Source organism: Pantoea sp. AS-PWVM4 (assembly GCF_000468095.1).
Lineage (GTDB): Bacteria > Pseudomonadota > Gammaproteobacteria > Enterobacterales > Enterobacteriaceae > Pantoea > Pantoea phytobeneficialis.
In genome coordinates, this window is the sequence record NZ_ASZC01000016.1 from 1 (window position 1) to 20,850 (window position 20,850).

General features: G+C 52.7%; 20 protein-coding genes. 10 read left to right on the plus strand and 10 right to left on the minus strand.

Annotated elements, in window-relative coordinates:
• Positions 1-78: 78 nt before the first annotated feature.
• Positions 79-432, minus strand: coding sequence for an endonuclease domain-containing protein (locus tag L579_RS14635; protein ID WP_021184986.1), 354 nt, complete (start codon positions 430-432; stop codon positions 79-81).
• A 151-nt stretch (positions 433-583) separates the two neighbouring features.
• On the opposite strand from L579_RS14635, the gene L579_RS14640 reads away from it, so the two are divergent.
• From L579_RS14640 to sanA, 5 genes are all read left to right on the plus strand, one after another.
• Positions 584-976, plus strand: a complete 393-nt coding sequence (locus tag L579_RS14640) for a CidA/LrgA family protein (protein WP_021184987.1) — start codon at positions 584-586, stop codon at positions 974-976.
• Entirely contained in the window at positions 969-1,661 is a 693-nt protein-coding gene (locus L579_RS14645) for a CidB/LrgB family autolysis modulator (RefSeq protein ID WP_021184988.1), read from the plus strand. Before L579_RS14640 ends, L579_RS14645 begins: the two co-directional genes overlap by 8 nt.
• 119 nt (positions 1,662-1,780) lie before the next feature.
• Positions 1,781-2,680 (plus strand): cytidine deaminase, encoded by a 900-nt coding sequence (gene cdd / locus L579_RS14650; RefSeq protein WP_021184989.1) that lies wholly within the window; start codon positions 1,781-1,783, stop codon positions 2,678-2,680.
• Between the two features lie 157 nt (positions 2,681-2,837).
• Entirely contained in the window at positions 2,838-4,535 is a 1,698-nt protein-coding gene (locus tag L579_RS14655) for an NAD-dependent malic enzyme (RefSeq protein ID WP_021184990.1), read from the plus strand.
• Positions 4,536-4,674: 139 nt separating this feature from the next.
• Positions 4,675-5,394, plus strand: a complete 720-nt coding sequence (sanA, locus tag L579_RS14660; RefSeq protein ID WP_021184991.1) for an outer membrane permeability protein SanA — start codon at positions 4,675-4,677, stop codon at positions 5,392-5,394.
• A gap of 132 nt (positions 5,395-5,526) precedes the next feature.
• Here the strand turns inward: sanA and mglC are convergent, their stop codons facing one another.
• The 7 genes from mglC to L579_RS14695 form a co-directional block, all read right to left on the minus strand.
• Positions 5,527-6,537: a galactose/methyl galactoside ABC transporter permease MglC gene (mglC, locus tag L579_RS14665; protein WP_013509791.1), complete on the minus strand. Its 1,011-nt coding sequence runs from the start codon at positions 6,535-6,537 to the stop codon at positions 5,527-5,529.
• Between the two features lie 18 nt (positions 6,538-6,555).
• Positions 6,556-8,076, minus strand: coding sequence for a galactose/methyl galactoside ABC transporter ATP-binding protein MglA (gene mglA, locus L579_RS14670; protein ID WP_021184992.1), 1,521 nt, complete (start codon positions 8,074-8,076; stop codon positions 6,556-6,558).
• 70 nt (positions 8,077-8,146) lie between these two features.
• The gene (mglB, locus tag L579_RS14675) at positions 8,147-9,142 is read right to left on the minus strand and encodes a galactose/glucose ABC transporter substrate-binding protein MglB (protein ID WP_021184993.1); all 996 of its coding nucleotides are present in this window, start codon (positions 9,140-9,142) and stop codon (positions 8,147-8,149) included.
• A 304-nt stretch (positions 9,143-9,446) separates the two neighbouring features.
• Positions 9,447-10,487, minus strand: coding sequence for an HTH-type transcriptional regulator GalS (gene galS, locus L579_RS14680; RefSeq protein WP_021184994.1), 1,041 nt, complete (start codon positions 10,485-10,487; stop codon positions 9,447-9,449).
• Positions 10,488-10,634: 147 nt separating this feature from the next.
• Positions 10,635-11,789, minus strand: a complete 1,155-nt coding sequence (gene yeiB / locus L579_RS14685) for a DUF418 domain-containing protein YeiB (protein ID WP_021184995.1) — start codon at positions 11,787-11,789, stop codon at positions 10,635-10,637.
• 52 nt (positions 11,790-11,841) lie between these two features.
• Entirely contained in the window at positions 11,842-12,507 is a 666-nt protein-coding gene (gene folE / locus L579_RS14690) for a GTP cyclohydrolase I FolE (protein WP_013509796.1), read from the minus strand.
• 124 nt (positions 12,508-12,631) lie between these two features.
• A complete protein-coding gene (locus L579_RS14695; RefSeq protein ID WP_021184996.1) occupies positions 12,632-13,762 on the minus strand; it encodes a YbfB/YjiJ family MFS transporter in 1,131 nt (376 codons plus the stop codon).
• Positions 13,763-13,864: 102 nt separating this feature from the next.
• On the opposite strand from L579_RS14695, the gene L579_RS14700 reads away from it, so the two are divergent.
• From L579_RS14700 to fghA, 3 genes are read left to right on the plus strand one after another with little or no spacing between them, the layout of a single operon-like run.
• Positions 13,865-14,776 (plus strand): putrescine utilization regulator PtrR, encoded by a 912-nt coding sequence (locus L579_RS14700; protein ID WP_021184997.1) that lies wholly within the window; start codon positions 13,865-13,867, stop codon positions 14,774-14,776.
• A gap of 60 nt (positions 14,777-14,836) precedes the next feature.
• Positions 14,837-15,961 (plus strand): S-(hydroxymethyl)glutathione dehydrogenase/class III alcohol dehydrogenase, encoded by a 1,125-nt coding sequence (locus tag L579_RS14705; protein WP_021184998.1) that lies wholly within the window; start codon positions 14,837-14,839, stop codon positions 15,959-15,961.
• 12 nt (positions 15,962-15,973) lie between these two features.
• A complete protein-coding gene (fghA, locus tag L579_RS14710) occupies positions 15,974-16,816 on the plus strand; it encodes an S-formylglutathione hydrolase (protein WP_021184999.1) in 843 nt (280 codons plus the stop codon).
• A gap of 96 nt (positions 16,817-16,912) precedes the next feature.
• Here fghA and L579_RS14715 read toward each other — a convergent pair whose 3' ends face one another.
• A complete protein-coding gene (locus L579_RS14715) occupies positions 16,913-17,701 on the minus strand; it encodes an ABC transporter ATP-binding protein (RefSeq protein WP_021185000.1) in 789 nt (262 codons plus the stop codon).
• The gene (locus L579_RS14720; protein WP_021185001.1) at positions 17,701-18,780 is read right to left on the minus strand and encodes a FecCD family ABC transporter permease; all 1,080 of its coding nucleotides are present in this window, start codon (positions 18,778-18,780) and stop codon (positions 17,701-17,703) included. Before L579_RS14720 ends, L579_RS14715 begins: the two co-directional genes overlap by 1 nt.
• A gap of 459 nt (positions 18,781-19,239) precedes the next feature.
• Here L579_RS14720 and L579_RS14725 point away from each other — a divergent pair, with 459 nt between their 5' ends.
• Complete coding sequence (locus L579_RS14725; protein WP_021185002.1) at positions 19,240-19,503, plus strand: hypothetical protein; 264 nt, start codon at positions 19,240-19,242, stop codon at positions 19,501-19,503.
• Between the two features lie 43 nt (positions 19,504-19,546).
• Positions 19,547-20,842 (plus strand): dTDP-4-dehydrorhamnose 3,5-epimerase family protein, encoded by a 1,296-nt coding sequence (locus tag L579_RS14730; protein WP_021185003.1) that lies wholly within the window; start codon positions 19,547-19,549, stop codon positions 20,840-20,842.
• Positions 20,843-20,850 lie beyond the last annotated feature (8 nt).

The window sequence follows — 20,850 nt, forward strand, 5'->3', positions numbered from 1 at the left end:
CGGCCCTCTCCTGCTTGCGGGAGGAGGCAGATGGGTGTTCTTGCTCGATCCGTCCCCTCTCCCGCTTGCGGGAGAGGGTTAGGGTGAGGGTGACCAATTAAGTTGCCGATAAATCTCCTCCACCACCGCATCTAATTCGCAAAACACCTGATTATTCCAGAAGCGAATCACCCGCCATCCGCAACGATGCAAATAGGCTGTCCTGACTTCATCGTAGTGCAACGTCGATTGTTCAGCGTGCTGACCACCATCAAGCTCGATAACCAGTAAACGCTCGATACAGGCAAAGTCGACAATGTAACGTCCGATTGCGTATTGCCGACGGAATTTTACCCCGCATAAATTCCGGTCACGCAAAAAACGCCATAACCGAAGTTCCGCCTCAGTCATATTCTTGCGAAGCTCACGTCGCAGCAGAATCGCTCTTTTCATTCTCACCTCCTTATGAACGCCGCCAGACTATGCTTTTTTACCGGGCCTGTCTGGAAATGCCGCCAAACCCGGAATCTGTCTCGCAATGTGATCTCTGGCACGCTATGCGCTTAATGCGTATGATGAAGTCCTGAGAAAACAGGAGCCTGTCATGCCCACCGTGCTGTCTGTCTGCTGGCGCTATTTACGTGCCTTTGTCATTATTTACGCTGCTCTTTATGCCGGAATCGGCATTGCCGCCCTTCTCCCGATCACCATTCCCGGTAGCATCATCGGTATGTTGCTGTTGTTTGCCTTGCTGGCACTGCAAATTCTGCCGGTTGATTGGGTCAAGCCTGGCTGCCACTTGATGATCCGCTACATGGCGTTGCTGTTTGTGCCGATCAGTGTTGGCGTGATGGGCTATACCGACATCCTCACCGCCCAATTCGGTCCGATTGTAGTTTCCTGCCTGGTCAGTACTTTCCTGGTGTTGGTGGTGGTGAGTCTGAGCGCTGAACGGATGCAACGGCCAAAAGTGATGAAGGAGTCGAACGATGAGTGACATCTGGTGGTCATTACCCCTCACCCTCGCCGCTTATTTCCTGGCACGCAAGCTGGCCGCGAAAATCAATATCTCCATCATTAATCCGCTGCTGGTGGCGATGGCGATTGTGATTCCAATTTTGTTGCTCACCCATATGCCTTATGCGCGTTACTTCGCGGGCAGTGCACTGCTGAATCAATTATTACAACCTGCCGTGGTTGCACTGGCGCTGCCGTTGTATGAGCAGATGCATCAAATCCGCGCGCGCTGGAAAACCATTATCAGCGTCTGTTTTATTGGCAGCCTGACCGCCATGATTTCCGGCACCGCCATTGCGTTATGGCTGGGAGCGACCCCGGAGATCGCCGCCACCATTATGCCGAAATCCGTCACCACGCCGATCGCGATGGCCGTGTCCGGCTCGCTGCATGGTATTCCCGCCATCAGCGCCATCTGCGTGCTGATTGCTGGGGTGCTGGGTGCCGTGTTTGGCCATATGCTGCTGAATCTGTTACAGGTAAAAAGCAAAGCATCGCGGGGATTAGCCATTGGCAATGCTTCGCATGCGTTGGGTACTGCGCGAGCGGCGGAAATTGATTATCAGGAAGGGGCATTCAGTTCTCTGGCGTTGGTGATTTGCGGCATTATTACGTCGTTACTGGCACCGTTTCTCTACCCGGTCCTGATGCACTGGCTGGGATGAAACTTGCGAGAGATCTCTCAAAGTTGAAACGCGCAAATCGTCTTACATTGTCAGAGAGATATAGATCACATATAAACCTTCTGGCGGCGTGCCGCCGCTGACGAGGTAACGAGGCCATCATGCATCCAAGATTCACTTCCGCTTTCTCTGCCCTGCCGCTCAGACTGCAACAGGCGCTGCAACCCTTGCTGGACGCGGCCGATTTTCATGGCGTGCTGCATGCCAATGAAGTGACACAGCTACAGCAGGCTACCGGTCTGGATGCAGATGCCCTCGCTCTCGCGCTGTTGCCATTGGCGGCATCCTGCGCGATTGCTCCGGTGTCGAACTTTAACGTGGGCGCGATCGCGCGCGGCATCAGTGGCAACTGGTATTTTGGTGCCAATATGGAGTTCCGCAACGCCCCATTGCAGCAGACTGTACATGCCGAGCAAAGCGCTATCACCCATGCCTGGCTGCGTGGTGAAGCCCGGCTGGAAACCATCACCGTCAACTACACACCTTGCGGGCACTGCCGCCAGTTTATGAATGAACTGAACAGTGGCACCGCAATTCGCGTCAGCCTGCCGGGACGGGCAATCCGCACCCTTGGCGATTATCTGCCCGATGCCTTTGGCCCGGCAGATTTGAATATTGCCGAACGTTTGCTCACCCCGGTTGATCATGGTTTTGCTTTGCAGGGCGATACACTGCAACAGGCCGCCATCGAAGCCGCCAATCAAAGCCATGCACCCTACAGTCAGAGCTACAGCGGCGTGGCGCTACGCAGCCGCAGCGGGCAGATTTTTACCGGACGCTACGCCGAAAATGCCGCGTTTAATCCCAGCCTGCCACCGCTACAGGCAGCATTGATTCTGATGAATATGCATAACGAAGCCCTGGATGGCATTCAGCAGGCGGTACTGGCGGAGTGTCAGACGGCAACCCTCAGCCAGCGAGATGCCACGCGTGCGACACTTGCGGCGCTGGGTTGTCATGCGTTTGCAACAGAAACCTTGTCAGCCATCGCAGTTAAGTGATCCTTTTACCGCTTTTGTGACCTTTTATTAACAAAAGCTGTACATCCGCAGGAAATTTCATAGGATCGGGCGCCAGAAATCACTTCACAATAAGAAAGGCTGGCGTTACCTTTCCCGGCGACACGCCAGAAAACACTGCAACCGGAGCAAACATTGCATGGAACTCGAGTACGAAAGTAAACGTCCGCTGTATATTCCTTACGCGGGTCCGATCCTGCTGGAATTTCCGCTGTTGAACAAAGGCAGCGCCTTCTCTCTCGAAGAACGTAATGAATTCAATCTTAATGGCCTGCTGCCCGAAGCGGTTGAAACCATTGAAGAACAGGCAGAGCGTGCCTGGCGTCAATTCCAGGATTTTAAGAACAATAACGACAAGCACGTCTATCTGCGTAATATCCAGGACACCAACGAAACCCTGTTCTACCGACTGCTGGACAATCATCTGGAAGAGATGATGCCAATCATCTACACCCCGACGGTCGGTGCCGCCTGTGAACACTTCTCCGAGATTTATCGTCGCGCACGCGGTGTGTTTATTTCCTATAACAATCGCGACCGCATCGAAGACATGCTGCAAAACGCCACCAAACAGAACGTGAAGGTGATTGTGGTCACGGATGGTGAACGTATTCTCGGCCTCGGTGACCTCGGCATCGGCGGCATGGGGATCCCGATTGGTAAACTTTCGCTGTATACCGCCTGTGGTGGCATCAGTCCGGCGTATACCCTGCCGGTAGTGCTGGATGTGGGTACCAATAACCAGCAATTGCTGAATGACCCGCTGTACATGGGCTGGCGTCATCCGCGTATTTCTGGCGAAGAGTACGAAGCCTTCGTTAATGATTTTATCCAGGCCGTTAAACGCCGCTGGCCGAAAGTTCTGCTGCAATTTGAAGACTTCGCCCAGAAAAACGCCATGCCGCTGCTGGAACGTTATCGTGATGAAATCTGCTGCTTCAACGATGATATTCAGGGCACCGCCGCGGTGACCGTGGGTACGTTGATCGCCGCCAGCCGTGCCGCAGGCAGCCGCCTGTGCGAACAAAAAGTGGTGTTCCTGGGTGCCGGTTCTGCTGGCTGTGGTATCGCCGAACAGATTATCGCGCAAATGAAGTCGGAAGGTCTGAGCGATGATGAAGCACGCTCTCGTGTCCTGATGGTGGATCGCTTTGGTCTGCTGACCGACAAATTGCCAAATCTGCTCGATTTCCAGAGCCGTCTGGTGCAGAAGAGCGACAATCTGAAGGGCTGGGATATCACCAGTGATTCGATCTCTCTGCTGGATGTGGTACGCAACGCCAAACCGGATATCCTGATTGGTGTTTCCGGACAGCCAGGTCTGTTCACCGAAGAGATCATTCGTGAGATGAACAAGCACTGCAAACGCCCGATTGTGATGCCGTTGTCCAATCCGACCTCGCGCGTTGAAGCAACCCCGGCAGATATTATCGCCTGGACTGACGGAGCCGCACTGGTGGCAACTGGCAGTCCGTTTGCACCGGTGAACTGGAAAGGTAAAACTTATCCGATTGCCCAGTGCAACAACTCCTATATCTTCCCCGGTATCGGTCTGGGTGTGATTGCCGCTGGTGCTTCGCGCGTCACCGATTCGATGCTGATGACCGCCAGCCGCGCTTTGGCTGATTGTTCACCGCTGGTAAATGATGGTGAAGGTCCGGTGCTGCCGGAGATCAAGGATATCCAGGGCGTATCGAAAGTGATTGCGATGGAAGTGGGCAAAGCCGCGCAACTGGCAGGTGTCGCGGTGGTGACCTCAGAAGATGTCCTGTCACAAGCCGTCAATAATAACTTCTGGCTGCCGCAGTACCGTCACTATCGTCGTACTTCAATCTGATGCTGTTCCCATGCCGGGCTGTGACACAGGCCCGGCAGTGCTTAAAAAAACGCCAGCCGACTGGCGTTAACTTGCTTCCCGCAGATGCCTAAAGTAGCCTTTAACCATTACTTTTTCCGCCAACCGAGTGCCTGCGTGCATGATTAAACGCATTTTCATTGGTCTGCTTTTCATCATCTTACTGATGATGGCGACCGCGCTTGGCCTCGATCGCTGGATTAGCTGGAAAACGGCTCCTTACATCTATGAAAACGTTGCCTCGCTGCCGCATCGGCAGGTCGGCGTGGTGTTAGGCACTGCCAAGTATTATCGTACCGGCGTTATCAACCAGTATTACCTGTATCGCATTCAGGGCGCACTCAACGCCTACAACAGTGGCAAAGTGAATTACCTGCTGCTGAGTGGTGACAATGCGCTGCAAAGCTACAACGAGCCGATGACCATGCGGCGCGATTTGATCAAAGCAGGTGTCGATCCGGCGGATATCGTGCTCGATTATGCTGGATTTCGTACGCTGGACTCGATAGTGCGCACGCGCAAAGTTTTCGACACCAACGATTTCATCATCATTACCCAGCGTTTCCACTGCGAGCGTGCATTGTTTATCGCCTTACATTTAGGGATCCAGGCGCAATGCTATGCCGTGCCTTCGCCAAAAAATATGCTGACAGTGCGTTTCCGCGAGGTGGGTGCTCGCCTGGGTGCGCTGGCGGATCTTTATCTGATGAAACGTGAACCGCGATTTTTAGGGCCGCTGGTGCCAATCCCGGCACTGCATGAAGTGCCGGAGGATGCACAGAGTTATCCGGCAGTCACACCGGAACAGTTGCTGGAACTGGAACAGAAGCTGAAGAAATAACCCGATGCTGCGTAGCGGCGCGATTTATCGCGCAATGTCGTGCCGGTGGCCGTATAACCCGCGCGATAAATCGCGCCGCTACGGGCATAACAAAAGGGCCGCTTATAGCGGCCCTTGTTGTTAACGGTATGGTTATTTCTTGCGTGCGTATTTCAGTGAATCCAACGCCACGGCGAAGATAATGATGCCGCCCTTGATGATGTACTGCCAGTAAGGGTTAACACCGATATAGGTCAGACCGTAGTTAATAACGGTGAAGATGATCACACCGGTCACCACACCCGCTACCGTACCGACACCACCGGCGAAGGAGACGCCGCCGACCACACAGGCCGCGATCGCATCCAGTTCATACATAAAGCCGAGGTTGTTGGTAGCACTACCGATACGTCCCGCTTCCAGCATCCCACCGAAGGCATAGAACACGCCCGACAACGCATACACCAGAATCAGGTTCAACGGGACGTTTACGCCAGAGACTTTCGCCGCTTCCGGGTTACCACCGATAGCGAAGATGTTTTTACCGAAACGCGTTTTGTTCCACAGAATCCACACGAACACGATAGCGATGATGGCGTAGAAGGTGATGTATGACAGTTTGAAATCGCCAAAGCGGAAGAAGCCCTGAGCAAACTTCGAGAAGCCCGCATCAAAACCAGCAATCGGCGATGCACCGACAAAGTCGTAATACAGCGAGTTAATACCGTAAACGATGATCATGGTGCCAAGGGTGGTGATGAACGGGGTCACTTTCAGGTAAGCAATGATGACACCGTTCACCAGGCCAATGATACCGCCAATCACACACACGGTGAGGATTACCAACGGAATCGGCACGGTATCGAGATGCGGGAACACCTTGTTGGCGTTATCCATCGCCTGCAACAGCGTTGCTGCCACCACCGCCGCCAGGCCAACCTGACGACCTGCCGACAAGTCAGTACCCTGGGTGACAATCAACCCGGCGACACCGAGTGCGATAATAATACGCACTGATGACTGGGTCAGAATATTACTCAGGTTCATTAAACTTAAAAATGTCGGATCCTGGAAAATAATAATAGCCAGCAGTACCAACAGGACAACGTAAATGCCGCCCTCTTTTAACCAGGTTAGCGCATTCTTTTTAGTAGTCGCTTTCATGTTAAAGCCCTTGCTTCATTAAAGGTGTAATGACGCTAAACGCAGGATTTCATTCTGCGAGGTCGTTTTAGTATCAACAATGCCCGCTACCTGTCCATTACTCATCACCAGAATGCGATCGGTAATGCCCAACAGTTCTGGCATTTCAGAAGAGATAATAATGATGCCCTTTTCTTTCTTCGCCAGCTCAGCAATCAACTGGTAAATTTCGAATTTTGCCCCAACATCAATACCACGAGTGGGTTCATCCAGCATCAGAATTTCCGGCTGAGTGAGCAACCAGCGGCCAATAATTACCTTTTGCTGGTTACCGCCAGAAAGCGATCCAATTTGTGTATGGTGCCCGGGCGTTTTCACCCGCATCGCATCAATCACCCATTGGGTGTCGCTTTTCATGCGTTTATTGTCCAACAGCCCCATATTATTTTTATACTTTCTGATATTAGAAATAAGCGAGTTAAATCCAATATCGAGGTAAGCATAAATACCGGTAGAACGACGTTCTTCCGTGACCAGAGCAAAACCGTGGTTAATGGCTTCGTTGGCGCTGTGATTATTAATCGCTTTACCGTGCAATTTGATGGTGCCGCCCGATTTTTCGCGAATACCAAACAGCGTTTCGACGATATCGGTACGTTTGGCCCCCACCAGCCCGGCAATACCCAGGATTTCACCTTTATGCAGATCAAACGAGATATCGCGGATCGACGGTTGGCGCAGCGACGTCAAATGACGCACTTCCAGAATCACTTCACCCGGCACGTTGATTTTGTCCGGGAAGCGCTGGTTAAGCGAACGCCCCACCATCATGGCGATGATCTTATCCATATCCAGCCCTTCCAGCGGCTGGGTGGCAATCCATTGTCCATCACGCAGAATGGTAATCTCATCGCATAACTGGAAAATTTCTTCCATCTTATGCGAGATATATACGATGCCGCAGCCACGATCTTTTAACTTACGGATAATAGTAAAAAGATGATTAACTTCTTTTTCCGTCAGCGATGAAGTGGGCTCATCCATAATGACGATTTTGGCGTCATAGGAGAAAGCCTTGGCAATTTCAATCATCTGCATTTGTGAAACAGAAAGATTGGCCACTTTATCGCGTGGGTCGATATCAATATCCAGTTCTTCAAAGATCGCCTTGGTATCGCGATACATTTTATCCTGATCAACAAACACGCCTTTGCGCGGATAGCGGCCCAGCCACATGTTATCCATTACGCTGCGTTGCAGAACCAGGTTTAATTCCTGATGCACCATCGACACGCCATTTTCCAGCGCCTCTTTGGAGCTTTTGTAATCAATTTCCTCACCCTGAAACAGGATGCTCCCCGTATCCTTTTTATAAATCCCAAACAGACATTTTAATAATGTGGATTTCCCGGCACCGTTTTCACCCATTAATGCGTGAACTGAGTGAGGGCGCACTTTTAAATTCACATTATCTAAGGCTTTAACCCCTGGAAATGATTTTGAGACATTCGTCATCTCCAGCAGATATTCACGCTGTGTGGTCGGATTATCACTGGCCATAATTTACCTGGCTAAAAAAAGCGTTGGTCAGATGCAATAAGGCGCGGCGAAACGCCGCGCCCAGGACGGATTACTTCACAAACTGGGACAGATTTTCTTTATCTACCGGTACATAAGGAACGCGGACGATCTTATCAACCATCTTGAAGTTGGTACCTTCAGTCGCTGGCTTGCCGTCAGCCAGGTTTTTCGCCATATCCAGCGTAGCTTTGGCCTGGTTTTCCGCATCGTTCAGCACCGTACCAGCCAGCGCGCCAGATTTGATCAGCGCCAGGGCTTCCGGCAGGGCGTCAACACCGAACACCGGGATAGAGGTCATGTTGTGTGCTTTCAGTGCTTCAACCGCACCCATTGCCATCGCATCGTTGTTGGCGATTACCACTTCGATTTTCTTAGAGTTAGGGCCAGACAACCAGGCGTCCATCTTATCTTTCGCCTGTGCGGTGTCCCACATCGCGGTATCCATCGCTAACTGCTGGGTTTTGATACCGTCTTTGTTCAGGGTATCAATAACGTATTTGGTACGGGCTTCCGCATCCGGGTGGCCCGGTTCGCCTTTCAGCAGCACAAACTGGATTTCGCCATCTTTGTTCAGATCCCACGCCGGAGTCGCTTTCCAGTGTTTCTCAATCAGTTTGCCCTGGATAACGCCAGACTCTTTGGAGTCAGTACCCACGTAGTAGGCTTTGTCATAGCTGGCCAGCACTTTCGCGTTCGGTTCTTTGTTGAAGAACACCACCGGCACATCATTCGCTTTGGCTTTATCAATCACCACCGCCGCTGCCGCCGGGTCTACCAGGTTGATCGCCAGAGCTTTCACGCCTTTGGCCATCAGCACGTCAATCTGGTCGTTCTGTTTTGACTGGTCATTCTGCGAGTCATTCATCAGCAGCTGCACGCCGCCCACTTTCTTCGCTTCACTCTCAATGTCCTTACGCACCATGGACATAAAGTTGTCGTCATATTTGTAAATGGTCACGCCAATACGGGTATCGGCGGCGTGAGCAGTTGCACCAAACATCATGCTGGCAACCAGTGCTGTGAGCGTGAAAACCTTCTTATTCATGGTATCTCCGGTTTTTTTATGCAGGGTATTTCATCGCGCCGTGCTGCTCTGCGGCAGACAACGCAGTCGGTTGAAACTCTCTGATGGGTGGTTGCATAACGCTTAAGCCGAACCCCATCGTTTTCTTGACTTCCCTGTGCGTAACCGCTTCCTGAAGAATGTTGTGAACCATTTCAATCGGCTGCTGAAACCATACCGGGGAAGGAAAACCCGGCGTTACATAATGTTTCAGTCCGGTAAGACGCTGCCATCATAGTGAGCGCCATGTTAATTAACTGTGAATACAATCACAGATTGAAAACGGTTACACTGCCCCATCGCCTGAATTAGTGACGGACTCCACATTTTGCCGCTGGGCCACGGAGTGGCGACGCACCAGCGTTGGCATAAAGCAATGCGTGGCATTGTGATCAAGTTCGCCAGCCGCCCCTTTCAGCGCCAGTTCGGTAGCCAGTTTTGCCATTGAAACAATGGGATAGCGCACCGTGGTCAGTTGCGGATCGGTATAACGCGAGATAGGAATGTCATCGAAACCGATGACGGAGAAATGTTGTGGCACCTGAATGCCGTTATCCTTCAGCGCGGTGAGCGCGCCTGCGGCCATGCCGTCGTTATAGGAAAAGACGGCGGTTAAATGTTGGTTACGTCCCAATAACTCCACCATCGCCGCTTCACCGCCTTGCATATCGGGTTCAGCCTGGGCGATCCAACTCTCTGGCGGGCGTATTCCCTGCTCTGCCAGCGCCTGCAACCACCCCTCACGGCGCTGCGCGACGTCCTCAATCGGATGGCTGGAGCTGAGAAAACCAATGCGTTGATGGCCCTGCTGTAACAACATGCGCGTGGCAACCAGCGCACCGGTGACATTATCCAGACAGACGCAACGGTCCTCATAGCCTGGAATAGTACGATTAATCAGTACCATACCCGGAACCTGTTCGAGGAATTGCGCCAGCTCGGCGTCTGAAAGCGTTTTCGCGTGCACCACCAGCGCGTTGCAACGCTGACGGATCAATACCTCAATCGCGTGGCGTTCTTTCTCTTCCTGATGCCAGGAATTGCTGATCAGCACATGTTTATGCATACGCTGAGCGACGGTATCAACCGATTTCACCAACGCACCAAAAAAGGGGTCAGACACGTCCATCACCACGACACCAATGGTATCGCTGACCTGGGTTGCCAGCGCCTGAGCATTGGCGTTGGGGCGATATCCCAAGGTTTCCACCGCCTGTAGCACGGCGTCGCGGGTATCTGGCGTAACGGCACTGCTGTTATTGAGCACTCGCGAGACGGTGGCTACCGACACACCGGCCTGACGGGCGACATCACGAATCGTTATCATGCAGCTGTTCCACAGAGGAGAAAATGCGCCTGGCGCGCGTAACGGCGCTATTCTGTCAGGGCATTTGTGGGCACAGCGTGAATTACGTCACACGGATGAAAACGGTTACATACAATTCTGCAACCTTTGTGATGGCCGTCATTATCTTTACGGGATCGCGTTACTTGATTTACCGGCAGCAAGGGCGGTCAGTTTGCGCCATAGCCACTCCATCGGCCCCTGGCGGAACGCGCGCAACCACAGTACGGAAAACAGGATATTAACCAGCCAGATAGCCGGAACGAAAGCCAGCAGGTGCAGCCGGTCAAACTTCATAAACAGGCCAAAACGGTAGAACAGCGTGGTGCAGATTAAGGTCTGAAGCAGGTAGTTACTGAGCGCCATGCGTCCGACACATTGAATGGCAAAGCTGATGCGCGTACGGGCGATTTGCGGCCAGAATCCCAGGCAAAGCGCGGCATAGCCGAGGCTGATAAACGGGCTGGCCACATCGCGCGGCACCTGTAAGTAAAAGCCACTCCACAGGAATTCCCAACCAAGGTGCCACTGAGCGACGATGCCGGGGATGGCAATCAACCAACCCACACCCAGCAACATCACTGCCGCACGTCGATAATGCTGCACGCTGAACTGGCCGCTCAGCCAGCCGCTGCGCATCAGTGCCGCACCGATCAGCATCAATCCTGCCAGTTGCCAGCCGTATTGTGATGCCAGCGCCATCAGGCTGGATGCAAGGTGATCGAGCCGGTTTTGCACCGTCTCCCAACCGCCCAGCAGCTTCCAGTAACGTTCATATTGCAGATCGGCCGCTCCCGGCAACCAGGAACGGCTGGGCTGCGGCGTGGAGATCGCCCCAAACACCACCAGCACCCCACACCCCACCAGATACAGCAGCACGCCAGTTTGCAGCAAGGCTCGATCGGAGGGCACTTCACGCAGCATGCGCCAGATAATCAGCCCAACCAGGCCATAATCCAGCAGGATATCCCCTTCCCAAAAAAACACCGCGTGGATAAAACCAAGCAGCACCAGCAGCGATAAGCGCGATGTTATCCAGCGGCTGCCGCGCGGGATCTGCATATGCAGACCGGCCCCGAACAATAACGCAAACATTGTGAGGAATTTGAGTTGGGCCAGGCCATCCATGATCGCCCAGGTCCAGGCATCGGACAATGATATGTCACCCTGCCAGGCCGGGTTGAGGTAGGCCGCCGAAGGCAACCCAAAGCCGACAATGTTGAGCAGTAAAATGCCGAGGATGGCGCAACCACGAATGAAATCCAGCGCGAGATAGCGTTGCATCGGGTGTCCTGAGAGAAAAATGAAAACGGGCGGCAAACGCCGCCCAAATTAATTAGTTGTGACGCACTGCGCGCAGAAACTCCTGACGGGTATTCTGGCTGGATTTGAACAAACCACCTAACGAGGTGGTGGTGGTCGCACTGGTGGCATCCTTGACGCCGCGCGCTTTCACGCAGTAATGCACCGCATCGATCGACACCGCCACGTTGTTGGTGCCCAGCAACGTTTGCAGCGCCACCAGCACCTGCTGGGTCAGACGCTCCTGCACCTGGGGGCGCTGGGCAAAGAACTGCACGATGCGGTTGATTTTCGACAGGCCAATGACCTTGTCTTTCGGGATATAAGCGACCGTGGCTTTCCCATCGATAATCACAAAGTGATGTTCGCAGGTGCTGGTCAGCGTGATATCACGTACCGTCACCATCTCATCCACTTTCATCTTGTTTTCGATAACGGTGATTTTCGGGAAGTTGGCGTAGTCAAGACCTGAGAAAATTTCATCAACATACATCTTGGCGATGCGATGCGGTGTTTCCATCAGGCTGTCATCTTCCAGGTCGAGATTCAGCAGCTGCATAATTTCGGTCATATGACCGGCGATCTGACGCTTACGGGTTTCGTCGTCCATCTCGCGCACCGGGGCGCGTAACGGCGTTTCCAGGCCACGCGCCAGCAGCGCTTCATGAACCAGGGCGGCTTCCTGACTTAAGGTGCTCATCGTACTCTTCTCCGGCAGGTGATGCGCCCGCAGATTTTTGCCTGCGGGGGAAATTCTGAGCGCGTATTGTGAAACACTCCGCGCCCTTAATCCAGCAATCAATCTGATTGGAGATGAAAGCTTTTCATGGTGCCGCGCGACGCAACACCAGAGCTCCGGCCAGCAACAAACCGGCTCCGGCTACCCACAACGCCGGCTCCAGCTGATGCCACAGCAGCGAGGAGATCCACGACAATAATGGCCCACCCAGTTGCCCGACGGCATAACCGGTGGTCAGCAGCCCGGCCAGATAACGTGTATGCTGCGGAGCCAGTTCGCGGCCATACTGCAACGCCAGCTGCACCACGCACAGAAAGCCGCCACCAATTAACGCAGCCCCGATCATCAGGCCATTCAACCCCGGCATAACACTGGCCGCAATCACCCCCAACGCCTGCGCCCATAACACCAGCGCCAGGCGAAGATGGCTGGTGCCCCAATGTCGGGTCAGGATGCCCAGCACAATCCCCAACACCGCCGCACCGCCGAATACCGGCCAGACAAACTGCGCAAACGCGCTGTGCGGGAAACGCGCAGCTGCCATTTGCGACAGAAAGGTGGCGGGCAGAATATAACCGAATCCGGCCAGGCTGTAGCTCAGCACCAGTCGCTTCAGGTTGCTATTCAGCACCAACGGTGCAGGTGCCTGATCGGGACGATGGAGCTGGCCCTTGCGCGGCAGAAATCGCGCGATGGCGGCAATCAACACCAACGCCAACAGGCCATAAGCGCCCCATGCCAACGCCGCGCTGGCACCGATGGCGTGCATCAGTACCGCCAGCATGCCGCTGAGGAAGATGCCGGTACCCGGCCCGGCAAACACCGCCGCCGACAGGCCCGGACGACCGTGGTGCAGCAGCTGCTCATTACTCCACGCCGCCACCAGCACCATCGCCCAACCACTGGCACAACCGATCAGGAAACGGATCAGCCCATGCAACCACGGGCCACTGACGCAGGCGGAGATCAACGTCAGCACCACCGCGCCCCAGACCCCCATCTGTAAACGCCACTCAACGCGTTTGCGGGCGCGCATGGCATCAAAAGAACCGCACAGATAACCGAGGTAGTTGAGCGCCGCCACCAGGCTGGCGCTGGTTAAGGTCAGCTGATGGTCCTGAATCATCAACGGCACCTGCGGCGTGAAAGCAAATCGCCCAATCCCCATAGCAACCACTAAACTTAAGAATGCGCTGAGCGCGACGCGAAACGGCATAACCAACCCCTGATCTTGTTTTATCACTTGCCTCAAGCATGCGCGATGTTTAAACTCACGAAAAGTGAATAATACTAACTAAGTTGTTTACGAGAAGAGAATATGGATTTAGTCCAGTTACGTATGTTCTGTTCTGTAGCCGAAACCGGCTCGCTGGTTCGCGCGGCGGAACAACTGCACCGTGTCCCCTCCAACCTCACTACCCGCCTGCGTCAGCTGGAGGAAGAGTTAGGAGTGGATCTGTTTATCCGCGAGAAACAACGTATCCGTTTGTCGCCGATGGGCCATAACTTTCTGAATTACGCCCAGCGTATTCTGGCGTTGAGCGATGAGGCGCTGAGTATGACACGCGCGGGCGAACCCGGCGGCAATTTTGCCCTCGGTTCGATGGAAAGCACTGCGGCAACCCGTCTGCCTGGCCTGCTGGCGGCTTATCATCAGCGTTTTCCTGCGGTGGCGCTTTCGCTGATCACCGGTACCTCCGGGGAGATCATCGATAAAGTGCGCGAAGGCACACTGGCGGCAGCGCTGGTGGATGGCCCGGTCACCCACGATGACTTAAACGGTTGTATCGCTTTTCGGGAAGAGATGGTGCTGATCACCAGCCTTGAACATAAACCGATTAAAAACGCGCGGGATACCCAGGGCGACACGCTGTTTGCCTTCCGCAACAGCTGCTCGTATCGCGTCAAACTTGAGTCCTGGTATCGCGACAGCCAAACCGCACCGGACAGCGTGATGGAAATCCAGTCCTACCACGCCATGATGGCCTGTGTGGCGGGAGGGGCCGGCGTCGCGATGATCCCGGCCTCGGTGCTGAACCAGATGCCGGGTAAAGTTCGGGTACAGGAACACGCGTTGCCACCGGAGTATCGCGACACCGCCACTTGGCTGATGTGGCGGCGTGATGCCTTCACTCCCAACGTGGAAGCGTTGAAGTATTTGATTATTGAACAATTTGACGACCGGCCGCTCAATGATGAGTTAATGCATCCTTTGCATGCTGCTGAGTAATTTTAACCCTTATCACGACCAACGGGCTGTTTGGCCCGCATCTACAGGAAGAGGAATTGCATGAACATGATTAAAACCCGTGCCGCCGTTGCCTGGGCAGCTGGTGAACCGCTGAAAATCGAAGAAGTGGATCTGATGCCACCACAGAAAGGCGAAGTGCTGGTGCGCATTGTGGCGACCGGTGTGTGCCACACCGATGCTTATACCCTGTCGGGTAAAGATCCGGAAGGCGTGTTCCCGGCGATCCTTGGCCATGAAGGCGGCGGCATCGTGGAAGCGGTTGGTGAGGGTGTGACCAGCGTGGCCGTCGGCGATCATGTGATCCCGCTGTACACCCCGGAGTGTGGCAAATGTAAGTTCTGCCTGTCGGGCAAAACCAACCTGTGCCAGGCGATTCGCGCCACCCAGGGCAAAGGCTTGATGCCAGATGGCACCACCCGTTTCTTTAAAGACGGTCAGCCGATTTTCCATTATATGGGTACCTCGACCTTCTCTGAGTACACCGTCGTGCCGGAAATTTCGCTGGCGAAAATCAGCAAAGAAGCGCCGCTGGAAGAAGTGTGCCTGCTGGGCTGTGGCGTCACCACCGGTATGGGTGCGGTGATGAACACCGCCAAGGTGAAAGAAGGCGATACCGTGGCGATCTTCGGCCTGGGCGGTATCGGTCTGTCGGCGATTATCGGCGCGAAAATGGCGAAAGCTGGCCGCATTATCGGTATCGATCTCAACACCAGTAAATTCGATCTGGCACGCAAACTGGGCGCCACCGATCTGATTAACCCGAAAGATTATGACAAGCCGATTCAGGATGTCATCGTCGAGTTGACGGATGGCGGCGTGGATTTCTCATTCGAATGTATCGGTAACGTCAACGTGATGCGCTCCGCGCTGGAATGCTGCCACAAGGGTTGGGGCGAGTCCGTGATCATCGGTGTGGCCGGTGCCGGGGAAGAGATCTCCACCCGTCCGTTCCAGCTGGTGACCGGTCGCGTATGGCGTGGTTCCGCATTTGGCGGCGTGAAAGGTCGTACTCAGCTGCCGGGTATCGTGCAGGATTACCTCGACGGGAAATTCGCGCTCAACGATTTCATCACCCACACCATGCCGCTGGAAGAGATTAACGACGCCTTTGAGTTGATGCATGAAGGAAAATCCATCCGCTCGGTGGTGCATTTCAACAAATAAGCAGGAGGCGTTATGGCATCCACTCTGGAATTGCTGGAAGAACATCGCATGTTTGGTGGCTGGCAACAGCGCTGGCGGCATCATTCAGCGGTGCTGAACTGCCCGATGATCTTCAGCATTTTTTTGCCGCCGCCACATGACGACACACCGCCGCCGGTGGTGTGGTTCCTCGCCGGACTGACCTGTTCCGACGAGAACTTCACCACCAAAGCGGGTGCGCAGCGCGTGGCGGCGCAGTTGGGTCTGGTGCTGATTATGCCGGACACCAGCCCACGCGGTGACGATGTGGCGAATGACAGTGCTTACGATCTGGGCCAGGGCGCGGGGTTCTACCTCAACGCCACCCAGCAACCGTGGGCCGCGCATTACCGCATGTTCGATTATCTCAGCAAGGAGTTACCGGCACTGGTCGCCGATAACTTCAAGTTGAGCGAACGACAGTCGATTATGGGGCATTCGATGGGCGGCCACGGCGCATTGCTGCTGGCGCTGCGCCTGGGCGGACGTTTCTCTTCGGTGTCTGCTTTTGCACCCATCGTAAATCCGACGGAAGTACCGTGGGGACAGAAGGCGTTCAGCGCCTATCTGGGCGAGGATCGTGCCGCCTGGCGTGAGTACGATAGCTGCCTGTTGATGAGTGAGGTGGAAAATCGCCTGCCAATCCTGATCGATCAGGGTGACAACGATCAGTTCCTGGCGGATCAACTGCGCCCGGAACGTCTGGAAGAGGTGGCGCGTGAACAGGGTTTCCCGCTGGAGTTACGTATCCAGCCGGGCTACGACCACAGCTACTTCTTTATCGCCAGCTTTGTTGAAGATCATCTGCGTTTTCACGCGAAGCATTTACTGGTGTAACTGACAAAACCTACACGTAGCGGCGCGATTTAACGCGCGAGTCTTGAGCACGCAGCTCGAAAAAAACGCGCGATAAATCGTGCCGCTACGAACTCCTTAAATGATAGATTCGGCTACCAGCCCATCAATCATCACCTGCGGCATACCACGCGAGCAGCATTCAATGCGGCCGCGCACCCCATAAACCTGAGCCAGCGTCTCCGGCGTGATCACCTGAACCGGCTCGCCGTCAGCCAGCAGCGTCCCGTTTTTCAACATCAACGCATGATCGGCGTGGCGCAACGCAATGTTGATATCATGTACCACCACCACCGTGACGATATTGCGCAATTGCGTTTCACGGCGTACCAGATCCATAACGTGGAACTGATAGTTAAGGTCCAACGCACTGAGCGGCTCATCGAGCAGCAACAGCTCCGGGCGACGAATTAAGGATTGTGCCAAACCGACTAACTGTTTCTGCCCACCCGAGAGTTGGTCCAGATAGCGCATGGCCAGATGTGCAATGCCCAACTGATCCAGCAGATGCATAATTTCTGCTTCGCTGGCAGCGCTGTGCAGACCACCGGAAGCGCGCTGCGCGACAATGATCGATTCCAGCACATGCAGATGCACCCCGGCGGGTAGGGTCTGTGGCAAATAAACCACACGCTGGGCACGACGGGCAAACGGCTGAGTCATCAACTCTTCACCATTCAACCACAACTCGCCCTCCCCCTTGCTTAACCCCGCCAGCGCACGTAACAGCGTCGACTTACCACAGCCATTGGGCCCCAGCAGCACGGTGATTTTACCGCGAGGCAGTTGTGGCACATTGAGGTCTTCAATGACTTTGCGTTTGGGGTAGCCCGCGTAAAAGTGGCTGAGACGTAATCCTTGCTCCATCACACATTCCCCCGATGACGCAAAATAATACTCAGGAAGAACGGCACGCCAACCAGTGAGGTCACGATACCGACCGGAATGATGACGCCGGGGATCAGGTTTTTCGATGCCACAGAAGCCAGCGACAGCACCAGCGCACCGATCAGCGCACTGGCAGGCAGATAATAACGATGGTCTTCACCGAACATCATACGGGCGATATGCGGCGCCACCAGGCCAATAAAGCCAATCGGCCCAACAAACGCCACTGCCAACGCGGAAAGGATGCTGATACGCAGCAGGGTGGCGAGGCGCAGACGGCGCACGTCAATACCGAAGCTGATGGCACGATCTTCACCAAGACGCAGCGCGGTCAGCTTCCAGCTACTGAGCATCGAGAAAGGCAGCAGAATGGCAAACGCAGCGGTTAGCACGCCGAGTTTCTCCCAGGATGCGCGAGCCAGACTACCCATGGTCCAGAACACCAATCCCTGAAGCGTATCTTCGCTGGCGATAAACTGCATCATCGACACCAGCGCATTAAAGGTAAACACCAGCGCGATACCAAACAGCACCACGCCTGAGGTAGAGACTCGCGTCCAACGTGTAATGCCGTCCAGCATCAGCGCGGCAAACAGCGCGAAGATAAAGGCGTTAGCCGAGATAAACCACTGGTCCGGTACGCCGGGAATACCAATGCCGAGAATAATCGCCAGCGCCGCACCAAAAGCCGCCGCAGAAGAGACACCAAGGGTGAAAGGGCTGGCCAGCGGGTTATTAAGGATGGTTTGCATCTCCGCACCGGCAAGCCCGAGCGAGAACCCGACCACAATCGCCATCAGCGCATAAGGCAGGCGGATATCCCAGACAATCACCCGTGTACCCGCATCGACGCTATCGGGGTGCGTCAGGGTTTGCCATAGGGTATCTAATGAAAGACCGGCCGGGCCAAGAGTGAAATCGAGAATTAATGATGCCAGAATCGCCAGCACCAGAACGCCAATCAGCAACATCCTCTGACGCAGCACCTGGTGATAGCGCGTCATGGTATCGATATCGTTGCTGTTTTCCGCCACCAGCGCGGCTTCCGTGGTACGCATTGATCTACCTGTTCCCCGTTGCAATCATAACGGCTGCCACAATAGAGCAGGTGATAATAATTATCAATCTTATGTGTTTTACAGATGAAGGCATATGTTGCATATCGCTTACAAATCATTGGTTGAATAAAGCCACTTACAGGACACAAAACTGCCAGCGCATCAGCTCAGGCTCCTATAGTTAGTAAATTCATCAGATTTATTTATGATAAAAACCTCATTTTTGATAGAGAGCGTCTGAGAAGCAATCTGATAAACGGTATGCTAACTGGCTGTTTTTATTTTATCCATGCGAAAATGAGCAGATATCGACATCTTAATTCATTATAAATCACATCATTGTCAGCCATAAAAAATCGATGCTATAACAATTTCGAAATATTTTATTATATTTCCCGGAAATCATGACGTTTGTTGTAGATACATAATTAATCGTAACTTTAAATAATGAGGTTTATTATGAGCAATATCGATAACATTTCTAGCCTTTACCAAAATCCACCTGAAGAAATTAATAAAGATCTGGAGGGTAATAGTTTCACAGATATGATTTTTCAAACCAAATCTGTTGCCTCAGCTGCATTTGACAAACTCGCCTACCTTGCAGGCATTAAAAACGCCCCCGCAGATGATAAATATGCACAATTAGATACCACCAATCTTAGTGCGCTATTGAAAAGCGCTGAGAGCCTGGGTTACGACATAGAAGTCGTGAATATTTAACATCAAAAGGCAGCCGAGTGGCTGCCTTGATGAGGGAATTAAAATGAAAAATGAAGTTACTACACTGAATGAAAAAATCAATATAGATGGCTTACATTGGATTCCACGCTGGAGAGTTAATAATGGAAAAATAGACTCTTACGTTATTCCATTTCCTACAACACACCCTGTAAACATTGTATTTCACGGCGAAAGGGAATTTAAATATGGGCAATACGGAATTCACCTTGGACAGCAAGACATATTGACGTTCCTGGGAGATGAAACTCAAAAAATCACTGCAAAATTTATTGATTGCAGAAAAAAATCAATAACATTCAGGAACTATCTGGAATTTGAAATCACCCCTTCATCAACAAAAACGCTGATCATACCACCAGGTGTGGCACATACATTTCATAACCTCGAAAACGTATTCACGCTTAATACGTATAAAATATTTTTACCCACGATTTATCAGTTATCTGATAAAAGTCTTCAATGGTCCCCTGCTAATGATGTCATAAACATACCTGAGAATATCATTCCTGAAGAAATTGAAGGATACGATCCAATGACTGAGGAGGCCTCGACTCTTGTTTATCATCGAATAGGTGAGTTTCAGGAAGAAAACTTAACAAATCACATGTTTCAACATCCTGAGACACGAGAGTTTACTTTAAATGATGGTAGCCACGTTAACCTGAGAATTCGTGAGAAAAATGTTAAAGAAAAAGAACTAAAACTACCAACATCTAAAATACAAGGAGTGACATTCAAACAACTACCATCCATTAAAACAGGGAAAGAGAGTTGCATTATTCCACTAACAAGAAAGTCTCCTATGTACATTGTTGAACATGGTTCCGATAGTTATGACTTTGATTCTTACGGATTACATCTGGGACAAGAGGATCATCTAATCTTTCTTGGAAATTCCACTCATGAAATAACGCTAAAACTGGTAGATATGAGAGAGGGTTCTGCCACTTTATTCACTGAAGAAGAAATCACATTCACTCCACACCCAAACGTGGAACTAATAATACCATGTGGTGTAGCACATGCGCTTTTAAATATGGCACGCATAACCACCATAAATAGACCAGTCATTTTTTTGGATGATACAAATGAATACGTCCCCGGTCACGATGTCATCGACTGGCCGATTGGTAATAAAAATCACCTGAGTTACAAAACAAATCAAATAGAAGCTGGGACCGAGTATTACCAGTTTCTTGTTTCAAAACAGAGAGAAATTACCAGAGATGCACCAACGCATCGGACACCAAAATCGGTCGTTGTTTTCGATAAAAACAACGGAAAATACGTCAAAGTACTATTGAAAGAAAAGGTCTGAATTTAATC

Excerpts from the sequence above, each read along its gene's own strand:
- L579_RS14635 (WP_021184986.1), bottom strand. The coding sequence starts at position 432 with ATGAAAAGAGCGATTCTGCTGCGACGTGAGCTTCGCAAGAATATGACT.
- L579_RS14640 (WP_021184987.1), top strand. The coding sequence starts at position 584 with ATGCCCACCGTGCTGTCTGTCTGCTGGCGCTATTTACGTGCCTTTGTC.
- L579_RS14645 (WP_021184988.1), top strand. The coding sequence starts at position 969 with ATGAGTGACATCTGGTGGTCATTACCCCTCACCCTCGCCGCTTATTTC.
- cdd (WP_021184989.1), top strand. The coding sequence starts at position 1,781 with ATGCATCCAAGATTCACTTCCGCTTTCTCTGCCCTGCCGCTCAGACTG.
- L579_RS14655 (WP_021184990.1), top strand. The coding sequence starts at position 2,838 with ATGGAACTCGAGTACGAAAGTAAACGTCCGCTGTATATTCCTTACGCG.
- sanA (WP_021184991.1), top strand. The coding sequence starts at position 4,675 with ATGATTAAACGCATTTTCATTGGTCTGCTTTTCATCATCTTACTGATG.
- mglC (WP_013509791.1), bottom strand. The coding sequence starts at position 6,537 with ATGAAAGCGACTACTAAAAAGAATGCGCTAACCTGGTTAAAAGAGGGC.
- mglA (WP_021184992.1), bottom strand. The coding sequence starts at position 8,076 with ATGGCCAGTGATAATCCGACCACACAGCGTGAATATCTGCTGGAGATG.
- mglB (WP_021184993.1), bottom strand. The coding sequence starts at position 9,142 with ATGAATAAGAAGGTTTTCACGCTCACAGCACTGGTTGCCAGCATGATG.
- galS (WP_021184994.1), bottom strand. The coding sequence starts at position 10,487 with ATGATAACGATTCGTGATGTCGCCCGTCAGGCCGGTGTGTCGGTAGCC.
- yeiB (WP_021184995.1), bottom strand. The coding sequence starts at position 11,789 with ATGCAACGCTATCTCGCGCTGGATTTCATTCGTGGTTGCGCCATCCTC.
- folE (WP_013509796.1), bottom strand. The coding sequence starts at position 12,507 with ATGAGCACCTTAAGTCAGGAAGCCGCCCTGGTTCATGAAGCGCTGCTG.
- L579_RS14695 (WP_021184996.1), bottom strand. The coding sequence starts at position 13,762 with ATGCCGTTTCGCGTCGCGCTCAGCGCATTCTTAAGTTTAGTGGTTGCT.
- L579_RS14700 (WP_021184997.1), top strand. The coding sequence starts at position 13,865 with ATGGATTTAGTCCAGTTACGTATGTTCTGTTCTGTAGCCGAAACCGGC.
- L579_RS14705 (WP_021184998.1), top strand. The coding sequence starts at position 14,837 with ATGAACATGATTAAAACCCGTGCCGCCGTTGCCTGGGCAGCTGGTGAA.
- fghA (WP_021184999.1), top strand. The coding sequence starts at position 15,974 with ATGGCATCCACTCTGGAATTGCTGGAAGAACATCGCATGTTTGGTGGC.
- L579_RS14715 (WP_021185000.1), bottom strand. The coding sequence starts at position 17,701 with ATGGAGCAAGGATTACGTCTCAGCCACTTTTACGCGGGCTACCCCAAA.
- L579_RS14720 (WP_021185001.1), bottom strand. The coding sequence starts at position 18,780 with ATGCGTACCACGGAAGCCGCGCTGGTGGCGGAAAACAGCAACGATATC.
- L579_RS14725 (WP_021185002.1), top strand. The coding sequence starts at position 19,240 with ATGAGCAATATCGATAACATTTCTAGCCTTTACCAAAATCCACCTGAA.
- L579_RS14730 (WP_021185003.1), top strand. The coding sequence starts at position 19,547 with ATGAAAAATGAAGTTACTACACTGAATGAAAAAATCAATATAGATGGC.